Annotated in this window: 3 protein-coding genes, 1 tRNA gene and 1 rRNA gene; all 5 read left to right on the top strand. The window is 73.2% G+C overall.

Annotation, left to right across the window (positions count from 1 at the left end):
• Nucleotides 1-142 (top strand): 16S ribosomal RNA (locus VF632_RS04765); the annotation flags it as partial.
• A gap of 96 nt (nt 143-238) precedes the next feature.
• Nucleotides 239-312, top strand: a tRNA-Ile gene (locus VF632_RS04760).
• Nucleotides 313-657: 345 nt separating this feature from the next.
• The gene (locus tag VF632_RS04755; RefSeq protein WP_331021709.1) at nt 658-1677 is read left to right on the top strand and encodes a hypothetical protein; all 1020 of its coding nucleotides are present in this window, start codon (nt 658-660) and stop codon (nt 1675-1677) included.
• Between the two features lie 1569 nt (nt 1678-3246).
• Entirely contained in the window at nt 3247-18147 is a 14901-nt protein-coding gene (locus tag VF632_RS04750) for a non-ribosomal peptide synthase/polyketide synthase (RefSeq protein ID WP_331021708.1), read from the top strand.
• A gap of 192 nt (nt 18148-18339) precedes the next feature.
• Complete coding sequence (locus VF632_RS04745) at nt 18340-24198, top strand: amino acid adenylation domain-containing protein (RefSeq protein WP_331021707.1); 5859 nt, start codon at nt 18340-18342, stop codon at nt 24196-24198.
• The last annotated feature ends 127 nt before the right edge of the window (nt 24199-24325 follow it).

The raw sequence follows: 24325 nt of genomic DNA, 5'->3' as shown, positions 1-24325 counted from the left end.
CGTCACGCCATGGGAGTCGGGAGCGCCCGAAGTCCGTGACCCAACCCTTTAAGGGAGGGAGCGGCCGAAGGCGAGCTCGATGACTGGGGCGAAGTCGTAACAAGGTAGCCGTAGGGGAACCTGCGGCTGGATCACCTCCTTTCTGGAGACGCGAGTAGGCTCTTCTTCCCTCGGGGAGTCGAGCAGAAAGCATCTCACAGGTCGAACCGCACAGACACCCCGAACGTCCCTGGTTGAAGGGCCTGTAGCTCAGTTGGTTAGAGCGCACGCCTGATAAGCGTGAGGTCGGCCGTTCGAATCGGCCCAGGCCCACTGCCCTAAGTAGAGCCCCCGCAACGTGTTTACGTTGACGGGGGCTTTGCTGTTTTTCGGATATTTTCGGAAGGAGACCGGCGTGCGGGTACCACTGAAGGAGCCGTTCGCCGTCGCCGATGAAGCAGGCGGCGAGTTCCAGGTCCCGGGTAGGAAGGCTGTAGCACTCCGCCCAGGCAGTGCGGTCTGGCAGTGTGGTTTACCCGTCAGGGTGCGTCACGGTTCTTGCCCGCCGCGATCTCCCGGCCATCGCCTTGCGATCCGTATGGGTAATTCCGATATTTCCCATTTGACGTCGTGGTCGCCCTTTCCCCGTTCCCCACTCGTCCCGGTGGCGTACTGACGATGTACCGCGCATGCATCTTCTGCTGGTCGGCGCTGGGAGCCAACGAGTCGATCGAGCACTTTCCCGTCGGGCGCAGCCTGGCGTTCGACGCGGCGAAGGGGCGCCTGTGGGCTGTCTGCCCCAGGTGCGCGCGGTGGAACCTGGCGCCACTCCACGAGCGATGGGAGGCCGTAGAGGAGGCGGAGCGCCGGTTCCGCGACACGCGCGTGCGGGTGCAGAGCGAAAACGTGGGGCTGACGAAGCTCCGCGACGGAACCCGGCTGATCCGCATCGGCCGCGCGCTGCCGGGCGAGCTGGCGGTGTGGCGCTACGGGACGATCATGCAGCGCCGGCGCGCGGCGGCTGCAGCGGTGGTGGGTGTGACGGTAATCGCGCCGGCGGCCACGATGACGTTGATGGGGGGCTTTGCAGGGGCGGTCGCTTCGGTTTTCTTCCTGCTGATCCAGGGCCCGCGGCTCGCGGGCCAGTGGCGCCCCCGGCTGGAGTCCGGATCGCTCCTGCCGTACTCGGGGTTAGACGTGGACGTCTTCGACTTTCGAGCGGCCCGGCTCGCCTTCACCTTCGACGGGCAGGTGGGGCTGGAACTGGGGGTCCCGGAGGACGAGGTCCTGCCCGGGCTGGGCAGCTGGCGCGACGGCGCGCTGGTGCTGAACGCGGAAAACGCGCGCACCGTGCTGCGCCGGGGAATGCTGGAACTGAACGCCGCCGGCGCCGGCCGGGACGGGGTGCAGGCGGCGGTGAACCTGCTCGCGGCCAGCGGATCGGCGGAAATGTACCTGCGCCGTGGCGCCGCAGACCGGATGCCGATTAGTGACCGCTCCACGGACCGCTGGGTGCGGGACACCCGCAGGCTGGCGCTGGAAATGGCTGTGCACGACGAACTGGAGCGCGAAGCGCTGCGTGGCGAACTGGCCGCGCTGGAGGCGGCGTGGCGCCAGGCGGAGGAGATCGCCGGCATCGCCGACTGGCTGCCGGACGACTCCCCACCTGAGCCGCCGCGGCTGGACGCCGCCAGCTGACGGAGGGGCGATGTACCGCAGACTGCATCTTCTGCTTGGCGGCACTGGGCGCGAAAGAGGGATGCTGCAGCGCCGGCGCCCAGACCCGCCGTCCCTTCCGGGCGAATAGGCGTCTGGCCGGTGCGCCGCCGGGGTGTCCAAATGGGTGTCCAAACTGCCGGGCACGGTCCCGCAGCGGGGAAGCGGAACGTCGGCAGATCGCGCGTCCTGTCTAGGTTTTGTGACAGGCTGCGGTGTTCCAGTCCCCCCGGGAGCCGCTTGGTAAGCGTGAGGTCGGCCGTTCGAATCGGCCCAAGCCCACTGCCCTAAGTAGAGTCCCCGCAACGGATCACGTTGACGGGGGCTTTGCTGTTTTCGGAACTTTTCGCGGTGGGTAGCGACGGACGCCCAGCGGCGGGCACTCCGCGCTCGCTTGCCGTCGGACTGCTCGATGGGCGGCTCCTTCGCGATCCGCTGCACGGAACGTACGGAGAGATGCCCATCTTTGCTGCGATGGCGTTCGTGGAGAGGCCCCCGACTACACCACGGCCTGTACGGTGTGCCTGCCCATCATCGGATCATCCTCCCTCGCCTGCCGGTGGTGGGCAGCAGCCCTGCACGCAAGGGCGGAAAGATGGCGTCAGTGATCCTGGATCGTGCCGAGTCTAGAGAGGATCGGCGGCAGAGTTTCGGGAACTCACACCGTGTCCATCTGGTTGGTGGACTGACGGGAGTGGGCTCCGTGAACGCGTTGGGCAGTGGAAGATCGGGGCAGCAGGCGCTGGTAGTCGGGTCGCGTACAACCTGCTGCGCCTGGCTCGCCTGGCGCCGTGTTGCACGGCCCCGGCTGAGGTGAAGTGTGCTCGTAGAGGCCAAATACGGCCTGTACGAGATCAAAGCAGGCCGAAACCAAGCCGAATCAGCGACTTCAGCTCGTATGCGGCGGAAGTCCACAACTCCCCCCGCAACGACGAGCCCTCGGAGCCCGCCGTGTCCCAGGGGCGTAGTTCCCACCCGGCGGCTCCAGGCTTCCTCCCAGCGTTCCTGACCGGCCGCTTTCGGCCAATTGAATTTACAAACCTCAAAAATACCGGTGGCAACGAGATCCCGGGACCGTTCAGTCCAGCCGCTGTTCGTGCCCGGTAACGGGGGCGAGCGGGGGGTGAGCTTGACGCGAGGGGAAGTGATTTAGTAGAGTATCGTAACCACGGATCTTGGCGGATCACGTGAGGGGGGCGTCTCTCCATTGCCTTGGAGCGCTGGCGCTCCCCGTCGAGACGGGCGAGGTGAGCGAGCGGCAAGGGCGTCCAAGTCGCGCGACGCGCATGCCGCGAGCACCTCGTTCACCGGCGTTTCGCGGGTAATCCAAGCACAACCGAACGTGTGGCGGGCCCCAAGCTCGCGCATCGACGGACGATGCGGGAGCGCGCGCCGTACCCGTGAGCCCGGCCTAGCCGGCAACCCCGGCCGTCCGGCGGCGGCCGGGACGCCCCGTAAGGACCGGTCGTATTCACGCGTTTCCGGTGGAAGGCCATCCTCAGGACGAAGCCGCTCCGCTCCCGTAGCAGCGGTCCCGAAAAGAACCGGTTGATGACGATCGATCTCGCACACACGCGGAATCTCTCTCCCGAAGCGAAGAGGGCGCTTCCGGCTGACTTTGCACGCGGGCTGGAGATCGCCGCGCAGGCCGAGACCACGGCGATCGCGCCCGTGGACCGGACCGCCGCGATCCCGCTGTCGTTCGCGCAGCAGCGGCTGTGGTTCCTGGAGCAGCGGGGCGGCACCGGCGCGGCGTACCACATCCCCATGCGCCTGCGGCTGCGCGGAGCCCTGGACCGCGGCGCGCTGGTCCGCGCGCTGGACCGCATCGTCGCGCGCCACGAGGCGCTGCGGACGACCTTTCCCGCGGTGGAGGGCGAGCCGGTCCAGCGCATGGCCCCTGTCGAGGAGAGCGCGTTCCGGCTGGTGGAGCACGATCTCCATGCCGCGCCGGACCCGGAGGATGGGCTGCGCCGCCTGGTGCAGGACGAGGCGAGCGCGCCGTTCGACCTGGAGCACGGCCCGCTGATCCGCGGGCGCCTGGTGCGCATGGCGGCCGACGACCACGTGCTGCTGCTGACGATGCATCACATCGTCGCCGACGGCGGGTCCACCGGCGTGCTCTTCCGCGAGCTGGGTGCGCTGTACGCCGCCTTCGCGCGCGGCGAGCCCGATCCGCTCCCGCCGCTGCCGGTGCAGTACGCCGACTACGCCGCGTGGCACCGCCGCCAGGTGGAAGGCCCCGTCCTGCAGGCGCAGGCGGAGTACTGGACGCGAGCCCTCGCCGGCGCGCCCGAACGGCTGGAACTGCCCACCGACCGCCCGCGCCCGGCCAAGCAGGATTTCGACGGCGCGTCGGTGAATGTGGAACTGGACGAGGCACTGACCGCGGCGCTCAAGGCCCTGTCTCAGCGGCACGGTGTCACGCTGTTCACGACGCTGCTCGCCGGATGGGCCGCCGTGCTTGCCCGCCTCTCGGGGCAGGACGACGTGGTGGTCGGCACCCCGAGCGCCAACCGCGGGCGGAGCGAGATCGAGGGCCTGATCGGCTTCTTCGCCAACCCCCTTGCGCTGCGCGTGGACCTTGCCGGCGCGCCCACGGTGGCCGAGTTGCTCGACCGCGTGAGCGCGCTCGCCCTGGAGGCCCAGGGGAACCGCGACATCCCCTTCGAGCAGGTGGTGGAGCGGGTGCAGCCGGTCCGCAGCCCGGCGCACACGCCCCTCTTCCAGGTGCTGTTCGACTGGCAGAACGCGCCGGGGGGAAGCCTGGAGCTGCCGGGGATGGAACTATGCCCGCTGGACACGGCGGGCTCCTGGGGCTCGTCGCCGCAGGTGAGCGCGAAGTTCGACCTTTCGCTGGCGCTCCGGGAGGATGGCGGGCGGATCACGGGCGAGGCGACCTACGCCACCGCGCTCTTCGACCGGGCGACGGTGGAGCGGTACGTGGGCTACCTCCGCCGGGTGCTTCAGGCGATGGCCGACGACGACCGGGCGCCGGTGGACCGGCTGGAGCTGCTCTCCGATGCCGAGCGCCGCACGGTGGTGGAAGAGTTCAACGCCAGGCGCGCGGAGCACCCGCGCGAAGCGTTCGTGCACGAGGGGTTCGAGGCGCAGGCGGCGCGCACGCCCGGCGCGGCCGCGCTCGTCTTCGAAGACGAGACGCTGAGCTACGCGGAGCTGAGCGCGCGGTCCAACCGGCTGGCGCACCACCTCCGCGCCCTGGGCGTGGGACCGGATGCGCGGGTGGGGATTTGCGCGGAGCGGAGCCTGGAGATGGTGGTGGGGGTGCTGGGGGTGCTCAAAGCGGGCGGGGTGTACGTGCCGCTGGACCCTGGCTACCCGGCGGATCGCCTCGCGTACATGCTGGCCGACAGCGCCCCGGCGGCGGTGCTCGTGCAGACGCGTCTGCGTGATCGTGTCGCGGGCGCGGACGTCCCGGTGGTCGCGCTGGACGCCGCGGCGCCTGCGTGGGCTTCGCTCCCCGCGACGGACCCGGGGCGCGGCGGGCTCACGCCGGACCACCTGGCGTACGTGATCTACACCTCCGGCTCCACCGGCCGACCCAAGGGTGTGCGCGTGCCGCACGGGAGCCTCGGCGCCACGCTGGCCGCTGCGGGTGAGGCGTTCGGATTCGGCGCCGGCGACCGCGTTCCCTCGCTCGCCTCCTTCGCCTTCGACATCTGGCTGTTCGAGACGCTGCTCCCCCTCCTCGGAGGCGGAACCGTGCGGCTGGTCCCGCGCGAGCGGGTGCCGGACGTGCCGCGGCTGGTGGAGGACCTCGCGCGGTGCACCGTGCTGCACGCCGTGCCGGCGCTGATGCGCCGCATCGTGGAGGAGGTGCGCGCGACGCCCGAGGGGGTGCTGGGTGCCCTGCGCCACGCCTTCGTGGGCGGCGACGCGGTCGCGCCCGACCTGCTGGAGGAGATGCGGGCGGCGTTCCCGGCGGCGGAGGTCCACGTCCTCTACGGCCCCACCGAGGCGGCAATCATCTGCGCCGCGCACCGGCTGGGCGGCGAAGCCGCGGCGCGGCAGATGGTGGGGCGGCCGCTGGGGAACGCGGCGCTCTACGTGGTGGAGCCCGGGGGCGGGGTGGCGCCGGTCGGCGTCGCCGGAGAGCTGTGCCTGGGCGGCGCCAGCCTGGCGCGCGACTACCTGGGGCGGCCGGGGCTGACGGCGGAGCGCTTCGTCCCCGATCCCTTCGCCACCGGGCCGGGGGCGCGGCTCTACCGCACTGGCGACCGGGCGCGGTGGCTGGCGGACGGGTCGGTGGAGTTCCTGGGGCGGACCGACTTCCAGGTGAAGGTGCGCGGCTTCCGCATCGAGCCGGGCGAAATCGAGGCGCGGCTCGCGGAGCACCCGGGCGTGCGGGCTCCCGTCGTCCTGGCTCGCGAGGACGCGCCGGGCGACCGGCGGCTGGTCGCGTACTACCTGGCGGACGAGCCGGTCGCCGTAGACGCGCTGAAGTCGCATCTCGCCGAGCGGCTCCCGGAGTACATGGTGCCGGCGGCGTACGTGTGGATGGAGACGTATCCGCTCACGCCGAACGGGAAGCTGGACCGCAACGCGCTCCCTGCCCCCAGGGACGATGCGTATGCGGCCCGGGAGTACGAGGCTCCCGTGGGCGAGACGGAGCAGGCGGTGGCCGCGATCTGGGCCGAGGTGCTCGGCGCCGGGCGGGTGGGCCGGCACGACGATTTCCTGGACCTGGGCGGGCACTCGCTGCTGGCCACGCAGGTGGTGTCGCGGGTTCGCGAGCTGTTCGGGGTGGAGCTGCCGCTGAGCGCGCTCTTCGAGGGCCCCACGGTGGCGGAGCTGGCCGGGCGCGTGGAGGAGGTGCGCCAGGCGGAGCTGCCGATGGTGCCGGCCGTGGTGCCGATCGAGCGCACGGGGCCGCTGCCGCTCTCCTTTGCGCAGGAGCGGCTCTGGTTCCTGCACCAGATGGAGCCGGAGGGCACCCGCTACAACGGGCCATGGCCCAGCCGGCTGCGGGGGCACCTCGACGCGAGCGCCCTGGAGCGTGCGCTGAACGAATTGGTGCGCCGCCACGAGGCGCTGCGCACCACGTTCCGCCCGGTGGAGCAGGGCGCTGTCCAGATCGTCCATCCAGCCGCGCCCGCCCACCTCCCCGTGCTGGACATCACCGGGCTCGCGCCGCAGGACCGCGAGGACGAGGCGCGCCGCCTGGCGCGGGAGGACGCGGAGCGCCTGTTCGACCTGGAGCGCGGTCCGCTGCTCCGCGCGACGCTGGTGCGCCTCTCCGGCGAGGAGCACGTGCTGCTGCTGACGATGCACCACATCGTCAGCGACGGATGGAGCATGGACGTGCTCTTCCGCGAGCTGTTCACCCTCTACGAATGGTTCTCGCGGCCCTCCGATGCGGCAGGGGCGGCATCGCCGCTGCCGCCGCTGGCGGTGCAGTACGCGGACTTCGCAGTGTGGCAGCGCGCCTGGCTGCGGGGCGAGGTGCTCCAGCGGCAGCTCGACTGGTGGCGGGAGCGGCTGGGCGGCGCACCCGCCTCGCTGGAGCTCCCGACCGACCGCCCGCGTCGGGCGGTGGCGAGCTCGCGCGGCGCTGCCCACGTGTTCCGCATCCCCGCGGAGATCGCACGTGGGCTCCGCGCTCTCGCCCGGCGGGAAGGGGCGACGCTCTACATGGTGACGCACGCCGCCTTCGACCTGCTGCTCTCGCGCTGGTCGGGGCAGGAGGACCTGGTCGTCGGCTCGCCGATCGCGGGACGCACGCAGGGAGGGACGGAGGGGCTGATCGGCTTCTTCGTCAACACGCTCGCGCTGCGCATCGATCTTTCCGGCGACCCCACGTTCCAGGAGCTCATGGGCCGCGTGCGGGAGACGGCGCTGGGGGCGTACGCCCACCAGGAGCTGCCGTTCGAGCGGCTGGTGGAGGAGGTCGCTCCGGACCGCGGGCTGTCGCATACGCCGCTTTTCCAGGTGATGTTCGCGCTCCAGAACCTGGGTTACGGCGAGGGTCCGGCCATCGCCGGGCTTCGGCTGGAGCCGTTCGGGAGCGAGGTCCGGACGTTCGGGAGCGAGAGCGGGACGGTGCGCTTCGACCTGGAGCTGGACATCACGGAGGCGGGCGAGGAGCTGGCCGGGAGCCTGCGCTTCCGGACCGACCTGTTCGACGCCGCCACCATGGAGCGCTTCGCGGCGCAGTACCGGGCGGTGCTCGCCTCGGCCGTCGCCGCGCCGGAGGAGCGCCTGTCACGCCTGTCCATCCTTCCGGACGAGGAGGTGCGGCAGATCCTGGCGTTCGGCGGCGGGTCCGCGCGCGACGGCACGGGTGACGCCCCGGCGCACCTGCTCTTCGCGGCGCAGGCCGCACGCACGCCGGACGCCCCGGCGCTCCTGTTCGCGGGCGAGTCGCTCACCTACGCGGAGCTGGACGCGCGCGCCGAGCGCCTCGCCCGGCGCCTGCGCGGCCTCGGCGTGGGGACCGGGACGGCGGTCGCCGTCTGCCTGGCGCGCGGTGCGGGGACCGTCGCCGCACTGCTGGCCGTGTGGAAGGCGGGCGGCGTCTACCTCCCGCTGGACCCGAGCCACCCGGTGGAGCGCCTTGCCTTCTTCCTGCGCGACTCCGGGGCGAAGCTCGTCGTCTCCGACCTCCCGCTGGCCGGGGCGCTCGTGGCCCGCGAGGCGGACGTCCTGCTGCTCGACCCCTCCGCGCAGGGCGATCTGCCCGGCGGAGAACTGGAGCCCCACGGCGGCGGTGGTCCGGGCGACCTGGCCTACCTGATCTACACGTCGGGATCCACGGGGACCCCCAAGGCGGTGATGGTGGAGCACGCGCAGCTCACCCACACGCTGCGTGCCAGCCTCGAAACGCTCGGCTTCGTCCCCGGCGACGTGGTGGCGGCGCTCGCTTCGACCACGTTCGACATTTCGCTGCTGGAGCTGCTCACGCCGCTCCTGGCCGGGGGCGCGGTGCGGATCGTCCCGCACGAGGTCGCGCGGGACCCCGAGGAGCTGGTCGCCGCCGTGGCCGACGTGACGGTGCTGCACGCCGTTCCCGCGCTGATGCGGCAGGTCGTCGAGGTGGTGCGGGGCGGGGGGATGCTTCCCTCGCTGCGGCTCCTGCTGGTGGGCGGCGACTCGGTGCCGCCCGGCCTGCTGGAGGACATGCGCGAGCTGCTCCCGGCGGCGCAGACGCGCGTTCTCTACGGGCCCACCGAAGGGACGATCATCTGCGCGACGTACGCCGTGCCCGCGGAAGGTGCGGTCGCCGGGCATCCGCTCGGGCGGCCGCTGCCGGGGGTGCGCCTGGCCGTGCGCGGCCCGCGCGGCGAGCTGGCGCCGGCCGGGGTGCCGGGCGAGGTGTGGATCTCGGGCGGAGGGGTGGCACGGGGCTACCTGGGCCGGCCGGAGCTGAACGCCGAGAAGTTCGTGGGCGCCGGGGCGGAGCGGGCCTACCGCACGGGAGACCGTGCCCGCTGGCGCGCGGACGGCGTCCTGGAGTTCCTGGGGCGCGCCGACGAGCAGGTGAAGGTGCGCGGCTTCCGTATCGAGCCCGGCGAGATCGAGGCCGTGCTGCGTGGGCAGCCCGGCGTGCGCGAGGCCGTCGTGCTGGCGCGGGAGGACGCTCCCGGGGACCGGCGCCTGGTCGCCTACGTCGTCCCGGGCGCGGACGGCGTGGAGATCGCCGGCGGCAGGGCGCAGGTGTCCGAGTGGGAAACGCTCTTCGACGACACCTACGCGCAGGACGAGGCGGAAGAAGACCCCACCCTGGCGCTGACGGGGTGGAACAGCAGCTACACGGGCGAGCCGATTCCGCGCGAGGAGATGCGCGCGTGGGTGGAGCACACGGCGGAGCGCATCCTGGCGCTGCGCCCGGAGCGGGTGCTGGAGGTGGGGTGCGGGACGGGGCTGCTGCTGTTCCGCGTGGCGCCGCACACGCGGGCCTACCACGGGACCGACTTCTCGGGGGTGGCGCTGGCGCACGTCCGCCGGCACGCCGCGGGGCTGCCGCAGGTTTCGCTCGCCGTGCGCGAGGCCGACCGGCTGGACGACTACGCGGGGGCCGAGTTCGACGTGGTGGTCGTCAACTCGGTCGCGCAGTACTTCCCGGACCTGGACTACCTGCTGCGCGTGCTGGAGGGCGCGGCGGCGGCGCTGCGGCCGGGCGGGCGGATCTTCGTGGGCGACGTACGCAGCCTGCCGCTGGCGGGGGCGTTCCACGCCTCGGTGGAGCTCGCCCGAGCATCCGACGACCTCCCCGCCGGGCGCCTGCAGGTGCGGGTGCGGCGGGGGATGGCCGAGGAGCAGGAGCTGCTGGTCGATCCGGCGCTGTTCGAGGCGGTGCGGGCGCGGATGCCGCGGCTGGGCCGCGTGGAAGTGCAGGTGAAGCGGGGCGAGTACGACAACGAGGTCTCACGCTTCCGCTACGACGTCGTGCTGCACCTCGATGCCGACATGGCCGACGCGGCGGACCTGGTCGTCCGCGAGTGGGGCGGGGAGGACGTGGACCGCTTGCGGGCGCTGGCGGCTGAGACCGCGTCGGCGCTGCTCGTCCGTGGCGTGCCCGACGCGCGGGTCCGCGAGCACGCCCGCGCGTACGAGCTGGTACTGGCCGGCGGTGAAGCGGCCGACGCGGCGGCCGTGCGCGCGCTCGCGGCCGAGGACGCGGGTGGGATCGCCCCCGAGGCGCTCTTCGCGCTCGGTGAGGAGACGGGCCGTGCCGTGGAGGTGCGCCCGGGTGCGGCGGGGACGCTGGACGTGCTCCTCCATCCGGCCGCCGACGTTGCGCCCTTCCCCGCGGCGATGGATGCGGAGCGGCCGTGGGAGAGCTATGCCAACGACCCGCAGTGGGGGCGCCGCATGCGCGCGCTCGTCCCCGCGCTTCGCGAGGCCGCCCGCGCCCGGCTGCCGGAGTACATGGTGCCGGGCGCCTTCGTGGTGCTGGAGGCGTTCCCCGTCACCCCCAACGGCAAGGTGGACCGCGCCGCGCTCCCCGCGCCCGACACGCTCGGCTCGGGCGGGGGGACGTACGTGGCCCCGCGCACCCCGGCCGAAGAGCGGATGGCGGGGATCTGGGCGGAGGTGCTGGGTGTGGAGCGCGTCGGCGGGGAGGACAACTTCTTCGAGCTGGGCGGCCACTCCCTGCTCGCCACGCAGCTGGTGTCGCGGGTGCGGGAGGCGTTCCGGACCGAGCTGCCGCTGCGGGCCGTGTTCGAGGCGCCCACGCTGGCGGCGTTGGCGGGCCGGGTGGAGGCGCTCCGGGCGGAGGCGCCCGGCGACGCCGGAGCCCCGCCGCTGGTGCCGGTGCCGCGCGACGGCTCGCCGCTGCCGCTGTCGTTCGCGCAGCAGCGGCAGTGGTTCATCGACCAGCTGGAAGGCGCGGGCGCGGCGTACCACGTGGCGTGGCAGGTGCGGCTGCGCGGCGAGTTGGACCGCACCGCCCTGGCGCGGGCGCTGGAGCGGATCGTGGAGCGCCACGAGTCGCTGCGTACGACCTTCCCCGCGGGGCAGGGCGAGTGGGAGCAGCGCATCGCGCCGGCGGACGAGCACGGCTTCACCCTGCGGGACCACGACCTCACCGGGTGCGCGGACGGCGAGGGTGAGCTGCGGCGCCTGGCGTCGGAGGAGATTGCGGCGCCGTTCGCCCTGGCGGTGGGGCCGCTGGTGCGTGGCCGTCTGGTGCGGATGGGTCCGGACGACCACGCGCTGCTCCTGACGATGCACCACGTGGTGAGCGACGGGTGGTCGGTCGGGGTGCTGGCGCGGGAGCTGGAGGTGCTCTACACCGCGTTCTCGCGTGGCGAGGCGGACCCGCTGCCGCCGCTGCCGGTTCAGTACGCGGACTACGCCGTGTGGCACCGGCGGTGGGTGAGCAGTCCCGCCGTGGAGGCGCAGGCGGAGTACTGGACCGAGACGCTGGCCGGCGCGCCGGAACTGCTGGAGCTGCCGACGGACCGCCCGCGCCCGGCGCGGCAGGACTTCGCCGGTGCGTTGGTGAAGGTAGAGCTGGACGAGGCGTTGACCGCGGCGCTCAGGACGCTGGCGCAGCGGCACGGGGCCACGCCGTTCATGACGCTGCTGGCGGGGTGGGCGGTGGTGCTCGCCCGGCTGTCCGGCCAGAACGACGTGGTGGTGGGCACGCCGTCGGCGGGCCGCGGGACCCGCGAGATCGAGGGGCTGATCGGGTTCTTCGTCAATACGCTGGCGCTGCGGGTGGAGCTGTCGGGCGCGCCCACGGTGGCGGAGCTGCTGCGGCGCGTACGCGAGCGGGCGCTGGAGGCGCAGCAGAACCAGGACTTTCCCTTCGAGCAGGTGGTCGAGCGGGTGCGGCCGGCGCGCAGCCTGTCGCACACGCCCCTCTTCCAGGTGGGGCTGGCGTGGCAGGAGATGACCGGCGGCGAGCTGGAACTGCCGGGCATCGCCGCGGCGCCGCTCGACGGGGTGGAGGAGGAGGCGGCCGCGTTCGACCTGGTGCTGAGCATGGCGCCGAGCGGCGGGCGGATCACGGGCGACGTGACCTACGCCACCGCGCTCTTCGACCGGGCGACGGTGGAGCGGTACGTGGGCTACCTCCGCCGGGTGCTTCAGGCGATGGCCGCCGACGACCGGGCGCCGGTGGACCGGCTGGAACTGCTTTCCGCGGCCGAGCGGCGCCGGGTGGTGGAGGAATGGAACGCCACCGCCCCCGCGTTCCCCGCCGGCGCATGCGTCCACGAGCTCTTCGAAGCCCAAGCGGAGCGCACGCCCGGCGCGGCCGCGCTCGTTTTTGAAGACGAGACGCTGAGCTACGCGGAGCTGAGCGCGCGGTCCAACCGTCTGGCGCACCACCTCCGCGCCCTGGGCGTGGGACCGGACGCGCGGGTAGGGGTCTGCGTGGAGCGTGGCCTGGAGATGATGGTGGGGGTGCTGGGGGTGCTCAAGGCGGGCGGCGCATACGTGCCGCTGGACCCGGGCTATCCAGCCGAGCGCCTGGCGTACACGCTGGCCGACAGCGCGCCGGCGGCGGTGCTCGTGCAGACGCACCTGCGTGATCGTGTCGCGGGCGCGGACGTCCCGGTGGTCGAGCTGGACGCCTCTGCGCCGGCGTGGGCTGCCCTCCCCGCGACGGACCCGGGGCGGGGCGGGCTCAGGCCGGAGCACCTGGCCTACGTGATCTACACCTCGGGCTCCACCGGCCGTCCCAAGGGTGTGCGCGTGCCGCACGGGAGCGTCGGGGCCACGCTGGCCGTGGCGGGTGAGGCGTTCGGATTCGGTGCCGGCGACCGGGTGCCCTCGCTCGCCTCCTTCGCCTTCGACATCTGGCTGTTCGAGACGCTCCTCCCCCTCCTTGGGGGCGCAACCGTGCGGCTGGTCCCGCGCGAGCGGGTGCCGGACGTGCCGCGGCTGGTGGAGGACCTCGCGCGGTGCACCGTGGTGCACGCGGTGCCGGCGCTGATGCGCCGCATCGTGGAGGAGGTGCGCGCCGCGCCCGAGGGGGTGCTGCGCACCCTGCGCCACGCCTTCGTGGGTGGCGACGCGGTCGCCCCCGACCTGCTGGAAGAGATGCGGGCGGCGTTCCCGGCGGCGGAGATCCACGTGCTCTACGGCCCCACCGAGGGGGCGATCATCTGCGCGTCGCACCGGCTGGGCGGCGAAGCGGCGGCGCGGCAGATGGTGGGGCGGCCGCTGGGGAACGCCGCGCTCTACGTGGTGGAGCCGGGCGGGGACGTCGCCGCCGTGGGCGCGCCGGGGGAGCTGTGCCTGGGCGGCGCCAGCGTGGCGCGCGACTACCTGGGGCGGCCGGGGCTGACGGCGGAGCGCTTCGTCCCCGATCCCTTCTCGTCCCAGCCGGGGGCGCGGCTCTATCGGACGGGCGACCGGGTGCGGTGGCTGGCGGACGGGTCCGTGGAGTTCCTGGGGCGCACCGACTTCCAGGTGAAGGTGCGCGGCTTCCGCATCGAGCCGGGCGAGATCGAGGCGCGGCTCGCGGAGCACCCGGGGGTGCGCGAGGCGGTGGTGCTCGTTCGCGAGGACACGCGGGGCGAGAAGCGGCTGGTGGCCTACGTGGCGGGCGACGGGACGGCCGGAGCGGAGGTGCTGCGGGCGCATCTCTCGGACCGCCTCCCCGAATACATGGTGCCAGCGGCGTACGTGCGCCTGGACGCGCTGCCGCTGACGCCGAACGGCAAGGTCGATCGCAGGGCGCTTCCCGCGCCCGAGGGCGATGCGTTCCCCGCGCGTGGGTACGAGGCGCCGTCCGGCACGGTGGAGGAAGCGGTCGCGGCGATCTGGGCGGAGTTGCTGGGCGTGGAGCGCGTGGGCCGGCGCGACCACTTCTTCGAGCTGGGCGGGCACTCGCTGCTCGCGGTGCGCGTCGTCTCTCGGGTGCGGGAGGCGCTGGGCCTGGCGGCTTCGCCGCGCGACGTGTTCGAGCGGCCCGTGCTGGCGGACCTCGCGCGGGCGCTGCAGGCGGCCGCGCAGGCCGAGACGATGGCGATCGCGCCCGTGGACCGGACCGCCGCGATCCCGCTGTCGTTCGCGCAGCAGCGGCTGTGGTTCCTGGAGCAGCTCGGGAACCTGGGCAGCACCTACCACATCCCCATGGGCCTGCGGCTGCGGGGCCACCTGGACCGTGGCGCGCTGGTGCGGTCGCTGGACCGCATCGTCGCGCGCCACGAGGCGCTGCGCACCTCCTTCCCGACGGTGGATGGTGAGCCGGTCCAGCGCATCGCCCCGGTCGAGGAGAGCACGTTCGGGCTGGTGGAGCACGATCTCCACGCCGCGCCGGACCCCGAGGATGGGCTGCGGCGCCTGGTGCAGGACGAGGCGAGCGCGCCTTTCGACCTGGAGCACGGCCCGCTGGTTCGCGGGCGCCTGGTGCGCATGGCGGCGGACGACCACGTGCTGCTGCTGACCCTGCACCACATCGTCTCCGACGGCTGGTCGATGGGCGTGCTGCATCGCGAACTGGGCGCGCTGTACACCGCCTTCGTGCACGGCGAGCCCGATCCGCTCCCGCCGCTGCCGGTGCAGTACGCCGACTACGCCGTCTGGCACCGGCGCTGGGTGGAAGGGCCCGTCCTGAAGGCGCAGGCGGAGTACTGGCTCGCGACGCTGGCCGGCGCCCCCGAACTGGTGGAACTGCCCACCGACCACCCGCGCCCGGCGAAGCAGGACTTCACAGGCGCGTCGGTGAACGTGGAGCTCGACGCCGCGCTGACCGCGGCGCTCAGGACGATGTCGCAGCGGCGCGGCACCACGCTCTTCATGACGCTGCTCGCCGGATGGGCTACCGTGCTTGCCCGCCTCTCGGGGCAGGACGAGGTGGTGGTCGGCACCCCGAGCGCCAACCGCGGCCGGAGCGAGATCGAGGGTCTGATCGGCTTCTTCGTCAACATGCTGCCGGTGCGGGTGGACCTCTCCGGCGCGCCGTCGGTGGCCGACGCGCTGAGGCGCGTGAAAGCGCGCGCGCTCGAGGCGCAGCAGAACCAGGACATCCCGTTCGAGCAGGTGGTGGAACGGGTGCAGCCGGCGCGCAGCCTGTCGCACCCCCCGCTGTTCCAGGTGATGTTCGCCTGGCAGAACGCGCCGGACGGAAGCCTGGAGCTGCCGGGGCTGGCACTGGCCCCGCTGTACCCGCCGGACGGGGCGCGGTCCGGGGACTCGCCGTGGCAGGTGCGCGCGAAGTTCGACCTCTCGCTGACGCTCCGGGAGGATGGGGGGCGGATCGAGGGGGTGGTGGAGTACGCCACCGCCCTGTTCGAGCGGGAAACGGTGGAGCGGTACGCCGGCTACCTGCGCCGCGTGCTGGAGGGGATGGCCGCGGACGACGCGAAGCCGGTCGACGAGCTGGGCCTGCTCTCCGCGGCCGAGCGGCGCAGGCTGGTGGAGGAGTGGAACGCCACCGACGCCGCGTTCCCCGCCGGCGCGTGCATCCACGAGCTGTTCGAAGCGCAGGCGGAGCGCACGCCGGGAGCGGTGGCGGTGGTCTTCGAGGAGGAGCCGCTCACCTACCGCGAGCTGAACGCGCGTGCCAACCGGCTGGCGCACCACCTCCGCGCACGGGGCGTGGGGCCGGACGCGCGCGTGGCGATCTGCGTGAAGCGCGGCCCGGAGATGATCGCCGGCCTGCTGGCCATTCTCAAGGCGGGCGGCGCCTACGTGCCGCTGGACCCGGCGTACCCCGCCGACCGGCTGCGCTACATGCTGGAGGACAGCGCGCCGGCGGTGCTCGTTACGCAGTCGTCCCTGGCCGGCACGTTCACGGGACTGGACGTGCCGGTGGTGGAGCTCGACGCCCCCGCCCCGGCGTGGGCGCAGGGGCCGGAGACGAACCCCGCGTGCGCGGGGCTCACGCCCGGCCACCTGGCGTACGTCATCTACACCTCCGGCTCCACGGGGACGCCCAAGGGGGTGATGGTCGCCCACCGCAGCCTGGCGAACTCGACCGCCGCCCGCGGGCGCTTCTACCCCGAGCCCGTCGGCGCCTACCTTCTCCTTTCCTCCATCGCCTTCGACAGCTCGGTGGCGGGGGTGTTCTGGACCCTGTGCGGCGGGGGCGCCCTGGTCCTCCCCGGCGCGGACGAGGGCGCCGACGCGGAACGCATCCGCGCGCTGGTGGAGCGGACCGGGGTCACCCACCTCCTGGCGGTGCCGTCGCTCCACGCCCATCTCCTCGACGACGCGGAGCCGTGGGGAGGGACGCTGCGGACGGTGATCGTCGCGGGGGAGGAGTGCGCGCCGCCGCTCGTCGCGCGCCACCACGACCGCCTCCCCGGCGTGGCGCTGGTGAACGAGTACGGGCCCACCGAGGCGACCGTCTGGAGCACCGCCCACCGTTGCGAGGCCGGTGCGGCGGATGTCCGCGTCCCCATCGGCCGCCCGGTGGCGAACACCCGCGCGTACGTGCTGGATTCCGCGCTCCACCCCGCGCCGATCGGCGTCCCCGGCGAGCTGTACGTGGGCGGGGCGCAGGTGGCGCGCGGCTACCTCGGCCGGCCGGGCCTGACGGCGGAGCGCTTCGTCCCCGATCCGTTCTCGCCCGGGGCCGGCGCACGGCTGTACCGCACCGGCGACCGCGTGCGCTGGAGCGCGGCGGGGAACCTGGAGTTCCTGGGGCGCACCGACTTCCAGGCGAAGCTCCGCGGCTTCCGGATCGAGCCGGGCGAGATCGAGGCGCGGCTGCGCGAGCACCCGGCGGTGCGCGAGGCGGTGGTGCTGGTGCGCGAAGACGCCCCGGGAGACAAGCGGCTGGTCGCCTACGTCGTCGGCGACGCAGATGCCGAGACGCTGAGGGCGCACCTCGCCGCCTCGCTCCCGGCGTACATGGTGCCCGCGGCGTACGTGCGGCTGGAGGCGTTTCCGCTCACGAGCAACGGCAAGCTCGACCGCGGGGCGCTTCCGGCGCCGGACGCCGCGGCGTACGCGCGCGGCGGCCACGAGCCGCCGCGCACCATGACGGAGCAGGTGCTGGCGGAGATCTGGACCGAGCTGCTGGGGGTGGAGCGTGTGGGCCGGCGCGACCACTTCTTCGACCTGGGCGGCCACTCCCTGCTCGCCGCCCGGCTGGTGACCCGGGTGCGCGCCGCGCTGAACCCCGCGGCCACGGTGGAGGAGGTGTTCGCGCACGCGACGCTCCACGAACTCGCGGCGCGGCTGGCCGGGGGCGGCGCGTGGTTCGGCACCGACCACGCCATTCCCATCCGGGAGACCGGCTCCGAACGCCCCCTGTTCGTGGTGCACGACGCGGCCGGGATCGTCTTCTACGCGCAGATCCTCCGCCCGCACCTGGACGCGGAGATCCCCGTCTACGCCCTGCCGGGTCCGCTCAATGCCACGGACGAGCTCGACTCCCTGGACGACCTGGTGACCCGGCTGGTGCGGATGATGGCGGAGGTGCAGCCGGAGGGGCCGTATCGCCTGGCGGGGTGGTCGGCGGGCGGGATCTTCGCGTACGCGGTGGCGGAACGGCTGCTCGCGACGGGAGGGGCGGTGGAGTTCGTCGGGCTGCTGGACGCCCCCAAGCCGCCCGGCGTTCCGAGTCAGGCGTTGGCGCGGTCGCGGCAGTTCACGGTGCTCGATCTACTGGCCCGGGACAACGGCGTGACGCCGGCGACGCCCGAGGCGCTCCAGGCGCTGAAGGAAGCTACCGAGGGCTCGGATCTGCCGGCCTTCATCGCCGAGTGCAAGGCGCGGGGGCTCCTGCCCGAAACGGTCACCATGGCCCGGGCCGAGCAGGTGGATAGCCGGATCGCCCTTCTCAAGCGCACCCACGCGGAGTTCGTCCCCGGTCCGCTCCCGGTCCCCGCCTACCTCTTCAGCACCGAAGATGAGAAGGACGACGACCCGTACCGGGGCTGGGGAGACATCCCGGGGGGCGCTCCGGTCCGGCTGGTGCCCGTTCCGGGTACGCACCACACGATGTGGAAGAAGGGGAACGTGGAGGTGGTGGGGGCGGCCATCTCCCACGCGATCCGCGCGTCCGCCGCGGGCGGGGGCTGAGGCCCGGCGGCGCGGCACGTCGCCCAGGTCGGAGACGACGCGCGCGGGCGTGCCGGGAGTCACGTGAGCTGAAAAGACAAGGGATCCTGCGGGGCACATAGGCCCTACAGTGTTGCGTCTCAGGCGAGATTTTCTGCGGGGATACAGGCTATGGACGTGCTTGCTGGTCGGACATCCTCCGCTTCACTGCCGGTGGCGGTGAGCGCGGTCCGGGCGGAGCCGCCGGCGATGGACGACGGGCTGCCGCGGGAGCAGGCGGAGTACTGGCGGAACATGCTGGCGGGCGCCCCGGAGCCGCTGGAACTGCCGGCGGACCGCCCGCGCCCCGCTCAGCCGGATCCCGCCGGGGCTATTGTCCGGCTAAGGGTGGACGAGGGGGTGGCCGCGGGGTTGAGGGCGCTCGCATCGCGCCGCGGCGTAGCGCTGCCCACGACCCTGCTGGCGGGGTGGGCCGCGGTGCTGGGCCGGCTGTCGGGGCAGACGGACCTGGTGGTCGGCACCTCCATGGGGAGCCGCGAGGCGGAAGGGCTGACCGGCTCCTTCGCGAGCGCCCTGCCGGTGCGGGTGGACCTGTCGGGCTCGCCCACGGCCGCGGAGCTGCTGGGCCAGGTCGAGGCGCGGGTGCGTGGGGCGCTGCGGAACCAGGAGCTTCCCTTCCATCGGGTGGTGGAGCTCGTTCCAGCGGACGGTGCCGCTTCCGCCACGCCGCTGTTCCGCGCGGGGTTCGCCTGGCGGGACGCACGCGCGAGCGGCCTGCGGACTGGCGCGGCGGCGGAGGAGCCGCGTACGACGGGCGGGCTCGACCTGTCGCTCGAACTGCGGGAGGAAAACGGCGGGATCGCGGGCGAGGTGGTGTTCGCGACGGCGCTGTTCGACCGGGAGACGGTGGAGCGCTACGCGGGGTACCTGCGCCGGATGCTGGCGGGGATGGCGGCGGACGAGACCCGGCCAGTGGATCGGCTGCCGCTGCTGTCGGACGAGGAGCGCCGCCTGGTCACCGAGGAGTGGAACCGCACGGAGACGCCATATCCCGCCGATTCGTTCATCCACGAGCGGTTCGAGGCGCAGGCCCGTTGCACGCCCGACGCGGTGGCGGTGGTCTTCGAGAACCGGCATCTGACGTACGCGGAGCTGAACGCCCGGGCCAACCGGCTGGCGCACCACCTTCGGGACCTCGGCGTCGGCCCCGACGTGCGCGTGGGGATCTGCGTGGAGCGCGAGCCCGAGTTGGTGGTGGCCGTGTTCGGCGTGCTGAAGGCGGGGGGCGCGTACCTGCCGCTGGACCCGGGCTATCCGCGGGAACGGCTGCTGGACATGGTGCAGGACAGCGCCCCGGTGGTGATGCTGACGCAGGGTGCGCTGGCCCCGCGGCTGGCGGGGCTGGACGTGCCCCTGCTCGTGCTGGACGAGGACGCGGCGTGGTGGGCGGGCCAGCCGGAGACGAACCCGGAGCGCGCGGCGCTGTCGCCGGAGCACCTGACGTACGTCATCTACACCTCGGGCTCCACGGGGCGGCCCAAGGGGGTGATGATGACGCACGGGGGCGCTTCCAACCTGCTGCACTGGTACCTGGGCTCCACCGGGATTACGGAGCGGGACGTGGTCCTGGTCGTCACCTCCTTCAGCTTTCACCTGACGCAGCGGAACCTGATGGCGCCGCTGTTCGTGGGCGGGCGGGTGCACTTGGCGCGCGAGCCGTTCGAGCCGCAGAGGATCGCCGCGCAGATCTTCTCGTCGGGCATCACCATGATGAACCTGACGCCGACCGGCTTCCAGGCGCTGGTCGAGGCGGACGGGGGGAAGGCGATCGGCGGGCTGCGGATCGTGGTCTTCGGCGGGGAGCCGCTGTACCCGCGGCAGCTGGCGCGGGTGCCGGAGCCCCGTCCGGTGTTCCTGAACCCGTACGGTTCCACGGAGGCCACCGGGATCACGGCCCACCACTTCGCGCGGGCAGACCTGTCGAGCTACTCCAGCCGCTCCATGCCGCCGGGCCGCCCCATCGCCAACGCCACCATCTACGTGCTGGACGCGGCCGGCGAGCCGGTGCCGGTGGGGGTGACGGGGGAGCTGTACCTGGGCGGCGCCGGGGTCACGCGCGGGTACCGGGGACTGCCGGGGCAGACGGCCGAGCGCTATCTCCCCGACCCCTGCGGCCGGGCGCCCGGCGCGCGGCTGTACCGCACGGGCGACCTGGGGCGGTGGCTGCCGGACGGGACCATCGAGTTCATGGGCCGCGGCGACTCGCAGGTGAAGGTGCGCGGGTTCCGCATCGAGCTGGGCGAGATCGAGGCGCGGCTGGCCGAGCACGCGGCCGTGCACGAGACGGTGGTGGTGGCGCGGGCGCGCGACGGGGAGATGGGCGACCCGCGGCTGGTGGCCTACTACACGGGCGACCCGGCGGGCGCCGGGGCGCTGCGCGCCCACCTTGCCGAGCGGCTGCCGGAGTACATGGTGCCGGCCGCGTTCGTCCACATGGACGCGCTGCCGGTGAACCCCAACGGCAAGCTGGACCGCAAGGCGCTGCCGGAGCCGGAGTTCGCGCCGGACGAGGAGACGTACGTCGCGCCGCGCACCCCGGTCGAGGAGGTGCTGGCGGGGGCCTGGGCCGAGGTGCTGGGCGTGGAGCGGGTGGGGGTGCACGACGCGTTCTTTGAGCTGGGCGGGCACTCGCTGCTGGCCACGCGGGTGGTGTCGTGGGTGCGCGAGGTGTTCGGCGTGGAGCTGCCGCTGCGGGCGCTCTTCGAGGGGCCCACCGTGGCCGAGATGGCGGCGCGCGTGGAGGAGATGCGGCGCGCGGGGCTGGCGGTGCTGCCGCCCGTGGTGCCGGTGGAGCGCGCGGAGCCGCCGCCGCTGTCGTTCGCGCAGGAACGGCTGTGGTTCCTGGACCAGCTGGAGCCGGGGAGCGCCTTCTACAACCTTCCCTTCGCCCTGCGCCTGCGCGGCCCCCTGGACGTGGACGCGCTGGAGCGGAGCCTGGGCGAGATCGTGCGGCGCCATCAGGCGCTGCGGACGGTGTTCCGCGAGCAGGGGGGCACCGTCCGGCAGGTGATTGTGCCCTTCGCCGGCTTCGGGGTGACGGTGCAGGACCTTTCCCACCTCTCCGAAGAGGCGCGCGAGGCCGAGGTGCAGCGCGAGCTCGTGGCAGAAACCGCGGAGCGGCCGTTCGACCTGTCGGCGGGCCCGCTCTTCCGGGTGAGCCTGCTGCGCCTGGGTGCCGAGGAGCACGTGCTTCTGCTTTCCATGCACCACGTCGTCAGCGACGGGTGGAGCATGGGCGTGCTCTACCGCGAGCTGTCGTCGCTGTACGAGGCGTATCGCGACGGGCGTGAGTCGCCGCTTCCGGAGCTGTCGGTGCAGTACGCCGACTTCGCGGTGTGGCAGCGCGAGCAGCTGGAGGGCGCGGTCCTGGAGCGGCAGCTCGCGTACTGGCGCGAGCGGCTGGCGGGTGCGCCGGAGCTGCTGGAACTGCCGACGGACCGTCAGCGCCCGGCGGTGCAGACGTACCGGGGCGCGACGGTCCCCGTGCAGTTCTCCCCCGAGCTGACGGAGCGGCTGCAGGCACTGGGACGGAGCGAGGGCGCCACGCTGTACATGACGCTGCTGTCCGCCTTCCAGGTGCTGCTGGGCAAGTACGCCGGGAGCGACGACGTGGTCGTGGGCAGCCCCATCGCGGGGCGGACGCGGAAGGAAACCGAGGCGCTGATCGGCTTCTTCGTCAACACCCTGGTGCTGCGGACCAACCTTTCCGGCGACCCCAGCTTCCGCGAGACCCTGCGGCGGGCGCGGGAGGTGACCCTCGGCGCGTACGAGAACCAGGAGGTGCCCTTCGAGCGCCTGGTGGCCGAGCTACAGCCGGAGCGCACCCTGAGCCACGCGCCCCTCTTCCAGGTCCTGCTGACGCTGCAGAACGCCGGGGGCGCGGGCGCCGCGCTGCCGGGCGTGGTCGTCAGCGGCGTGGAGGCGGAGCGCGCGAGCGCCAAGTTCGACCTGTCCCTCGTGCTCACGGCCACCTCGCGCGGACTGCGGGGTGGGCTGACCTACAGCACGGACCTCTTCGATCGCGGCACGATCGACCGGATGCTCGGCCACCTGGAGCGGGTGCTGGAGCAGGTGGCCGCCGATGCCGACGTGCGCCTCTCGCGCTTGGCGCTCGCCGGGCCGGAGGAGCGCGACCGGGTCGTCGTGGAGTGGAACCGCACCGAGGCGGAGTATCCGCGGAACGCCTGCATCCACCAGCTCTTCGCGGCGCAGGCGGAGCGCACCCCCGACGTGGCGGCCCTGGTCTGGGGCACGGAGGAAGTGACGTACCGGGAGCTGGACGCGCGCGCCAACCGGCTGGCGCACCACCTGGCCGGGCTGGGCGTGGGCCCGGAGAGCCGCGTCGGCCTGCGCCTGGATCGCAGCGTGGACAACGTGGTGGCCACCCTGGCCGTGCTCAAGGCCGGCGGGTGCTGCGTTCCTGTCGACACCAGCTACCCGGCCGAGCGGATGGAGCTGATGCTCGCCGACAGCGGCGCGCGCGTGCTGCTGAGCGAGGGAAATCTGGACATCCAGCTGGCCGGATCGAGTCTCCACGTCGTCCGTCTCGACCAGGTGGCGGAGGTGCTCGCCGCCGAGCCGGATCACCCTCCGCCGGCGAACGCGTCGGGGGGGAACCTCGCCTACGTCTTCTACACCAGCGGGAGCACGGGGCGTCCCAAGGGCGTGATGATGGGGCACCGCGAGGTGGTGCAGTACGCATCGGGCCTCCCCGGGACCATGCCGATCGGCCCCGGAGACCGGGTGGCGCAGGCGTCGAACGTGAGCTTCGATGCGGCCGTCTTCGAGATCTGGGGTGCGCTGCTGAACGGGGCTACGCTGGTGGGCATCGACCGCGACGTCCTCATTTCCGCCCCGCTGCTGGGGCAGGCGCTGCGCGGGCAGGGGATCACGCACCTCTACCAGACGGCGGCGCTCTTCAACCAGCACGTGCGCGAGCAGGTGGATGTCTACGCCGGCCTGCGCCAGCTGGTCTTCGGGGCCGAGGCCGTGGGAACCGAGAGCGTGCGGGCGATGCTGCGCGAGGGGAAGCCTGCCCGCCTGCTGCACGAGTACGGGCCCACCGAGGCCACCGTCTGGTGCACGCTGGAAGAGGTGGACGAGGTGGCGGAGGATGCGCCCACGGTGCTGATCGGCGGGCCGATCCCGAATGCGCGCGCCTACGTGCTGGACGCCGCCGGCGAACCGCTCCCGGTGGGAATCCCCGGCGAGCTGTGCATCGGCGGTGACGGCGTGGTGCGCGGCTACCTGGGCCGCCCGGGGCTGACGGCCGAGCGCTTCGTCCCCGATCCCTTCGCCGCCGAGCCCGGTGGGCGGATGTACCGCACCGGCGACCGGGCGCGGTGGCGGAACGAGGGAAAGCTGGAGTTCATGGGCCGCCTGGACGACCAGGTGAAGATCCGCGGCTTCCGCATCGAGCCGGGCGAGGTGGAGGCGGCGATCGCGGCGTACCCGGGGGTGCGCGAGGCCCGGGTGATGATGCGCGAAGACCAGCCGGGCGACAAGCGCTTGGTGGCGTACGTGGTGGGGAGCGCGGAGGTGGACGGGCTGCGCGCGCACCTGCGCCAGGGGCTTCCCGAGTACATGGTGCCGCGGGCCATCGTGGCGCTGGACCGGCTGCCGCTGACCCCGAACGGAAAGGTGGACCGCAAGGCGCTGCCGGTGCCCGAGTACGCGGCCGACGCGGAGCTGTACGTAGCGCCGCGGACGCCGACCGAGGAGGTGCTGGCGGGGATCTGGGCGGAGGTGCTGCGCCTGGAGCGGGTGGGCGTGGAGGAAAGCTTCTTCGAGCTGGGCGGGCACTCGCTCCTGGCGATGCGGGTGATGTCGCGGGTCCGCGAGTTGTCCGGTGTGGAGCTGCCGCTGCGGGCGCTCTTCGAGGGACCCACGATCGCGGAGATGGCCAGGCGCGTGGACGCCGTCCAGGAGGAGATGGACGCCGAGCTCGCCCAGGTGGACCCGGAGCAGATGGCGATGCTGCTCGAGCTCCTCGGCGGCTCCACCGTCCCATGACTTCCTACGTTCCTCACGCGCTCCGCACCGGGCGGGGCGCTTCGCCGGCCGTGCGGGCGAACGGCCGGCGAACCGGCGCGCCCGGCCGCCTCCGCCGCGCGGAATCCACCCGCGGCATCGACATCTT

Origin of the sequence: Longimicrobium sp., from assembly GCF_036388275.1 — a bacterium.
Classification (GTDB): domain Bacteria; phylum Gemmatimonadota; class Gemmatimonadetes; order Longimicrobiales; family Longimicrobiaceae; genus Longimicrobium.
Note: the sequence above shows the minus strand (reverse complement) of the source record. Positions and strands in the feature narration are given on the sequence as shown.

Coding starts and splice junctions, on each gene's coding strand:
- VF632_RS04755 (WP_331021709.1), top strand. CDS start 658: ATGTACCGCGCATGCATCTTCTGCTGGTCGGCGCTGGGAGCCAACGAG.
- VF632_RS04750 (WP_331021708.1), top strand. CDS start 3,247: ATGACGATCGATCTCGCACACACGCGGAATCTCTCTCCCGAAGCGAAG.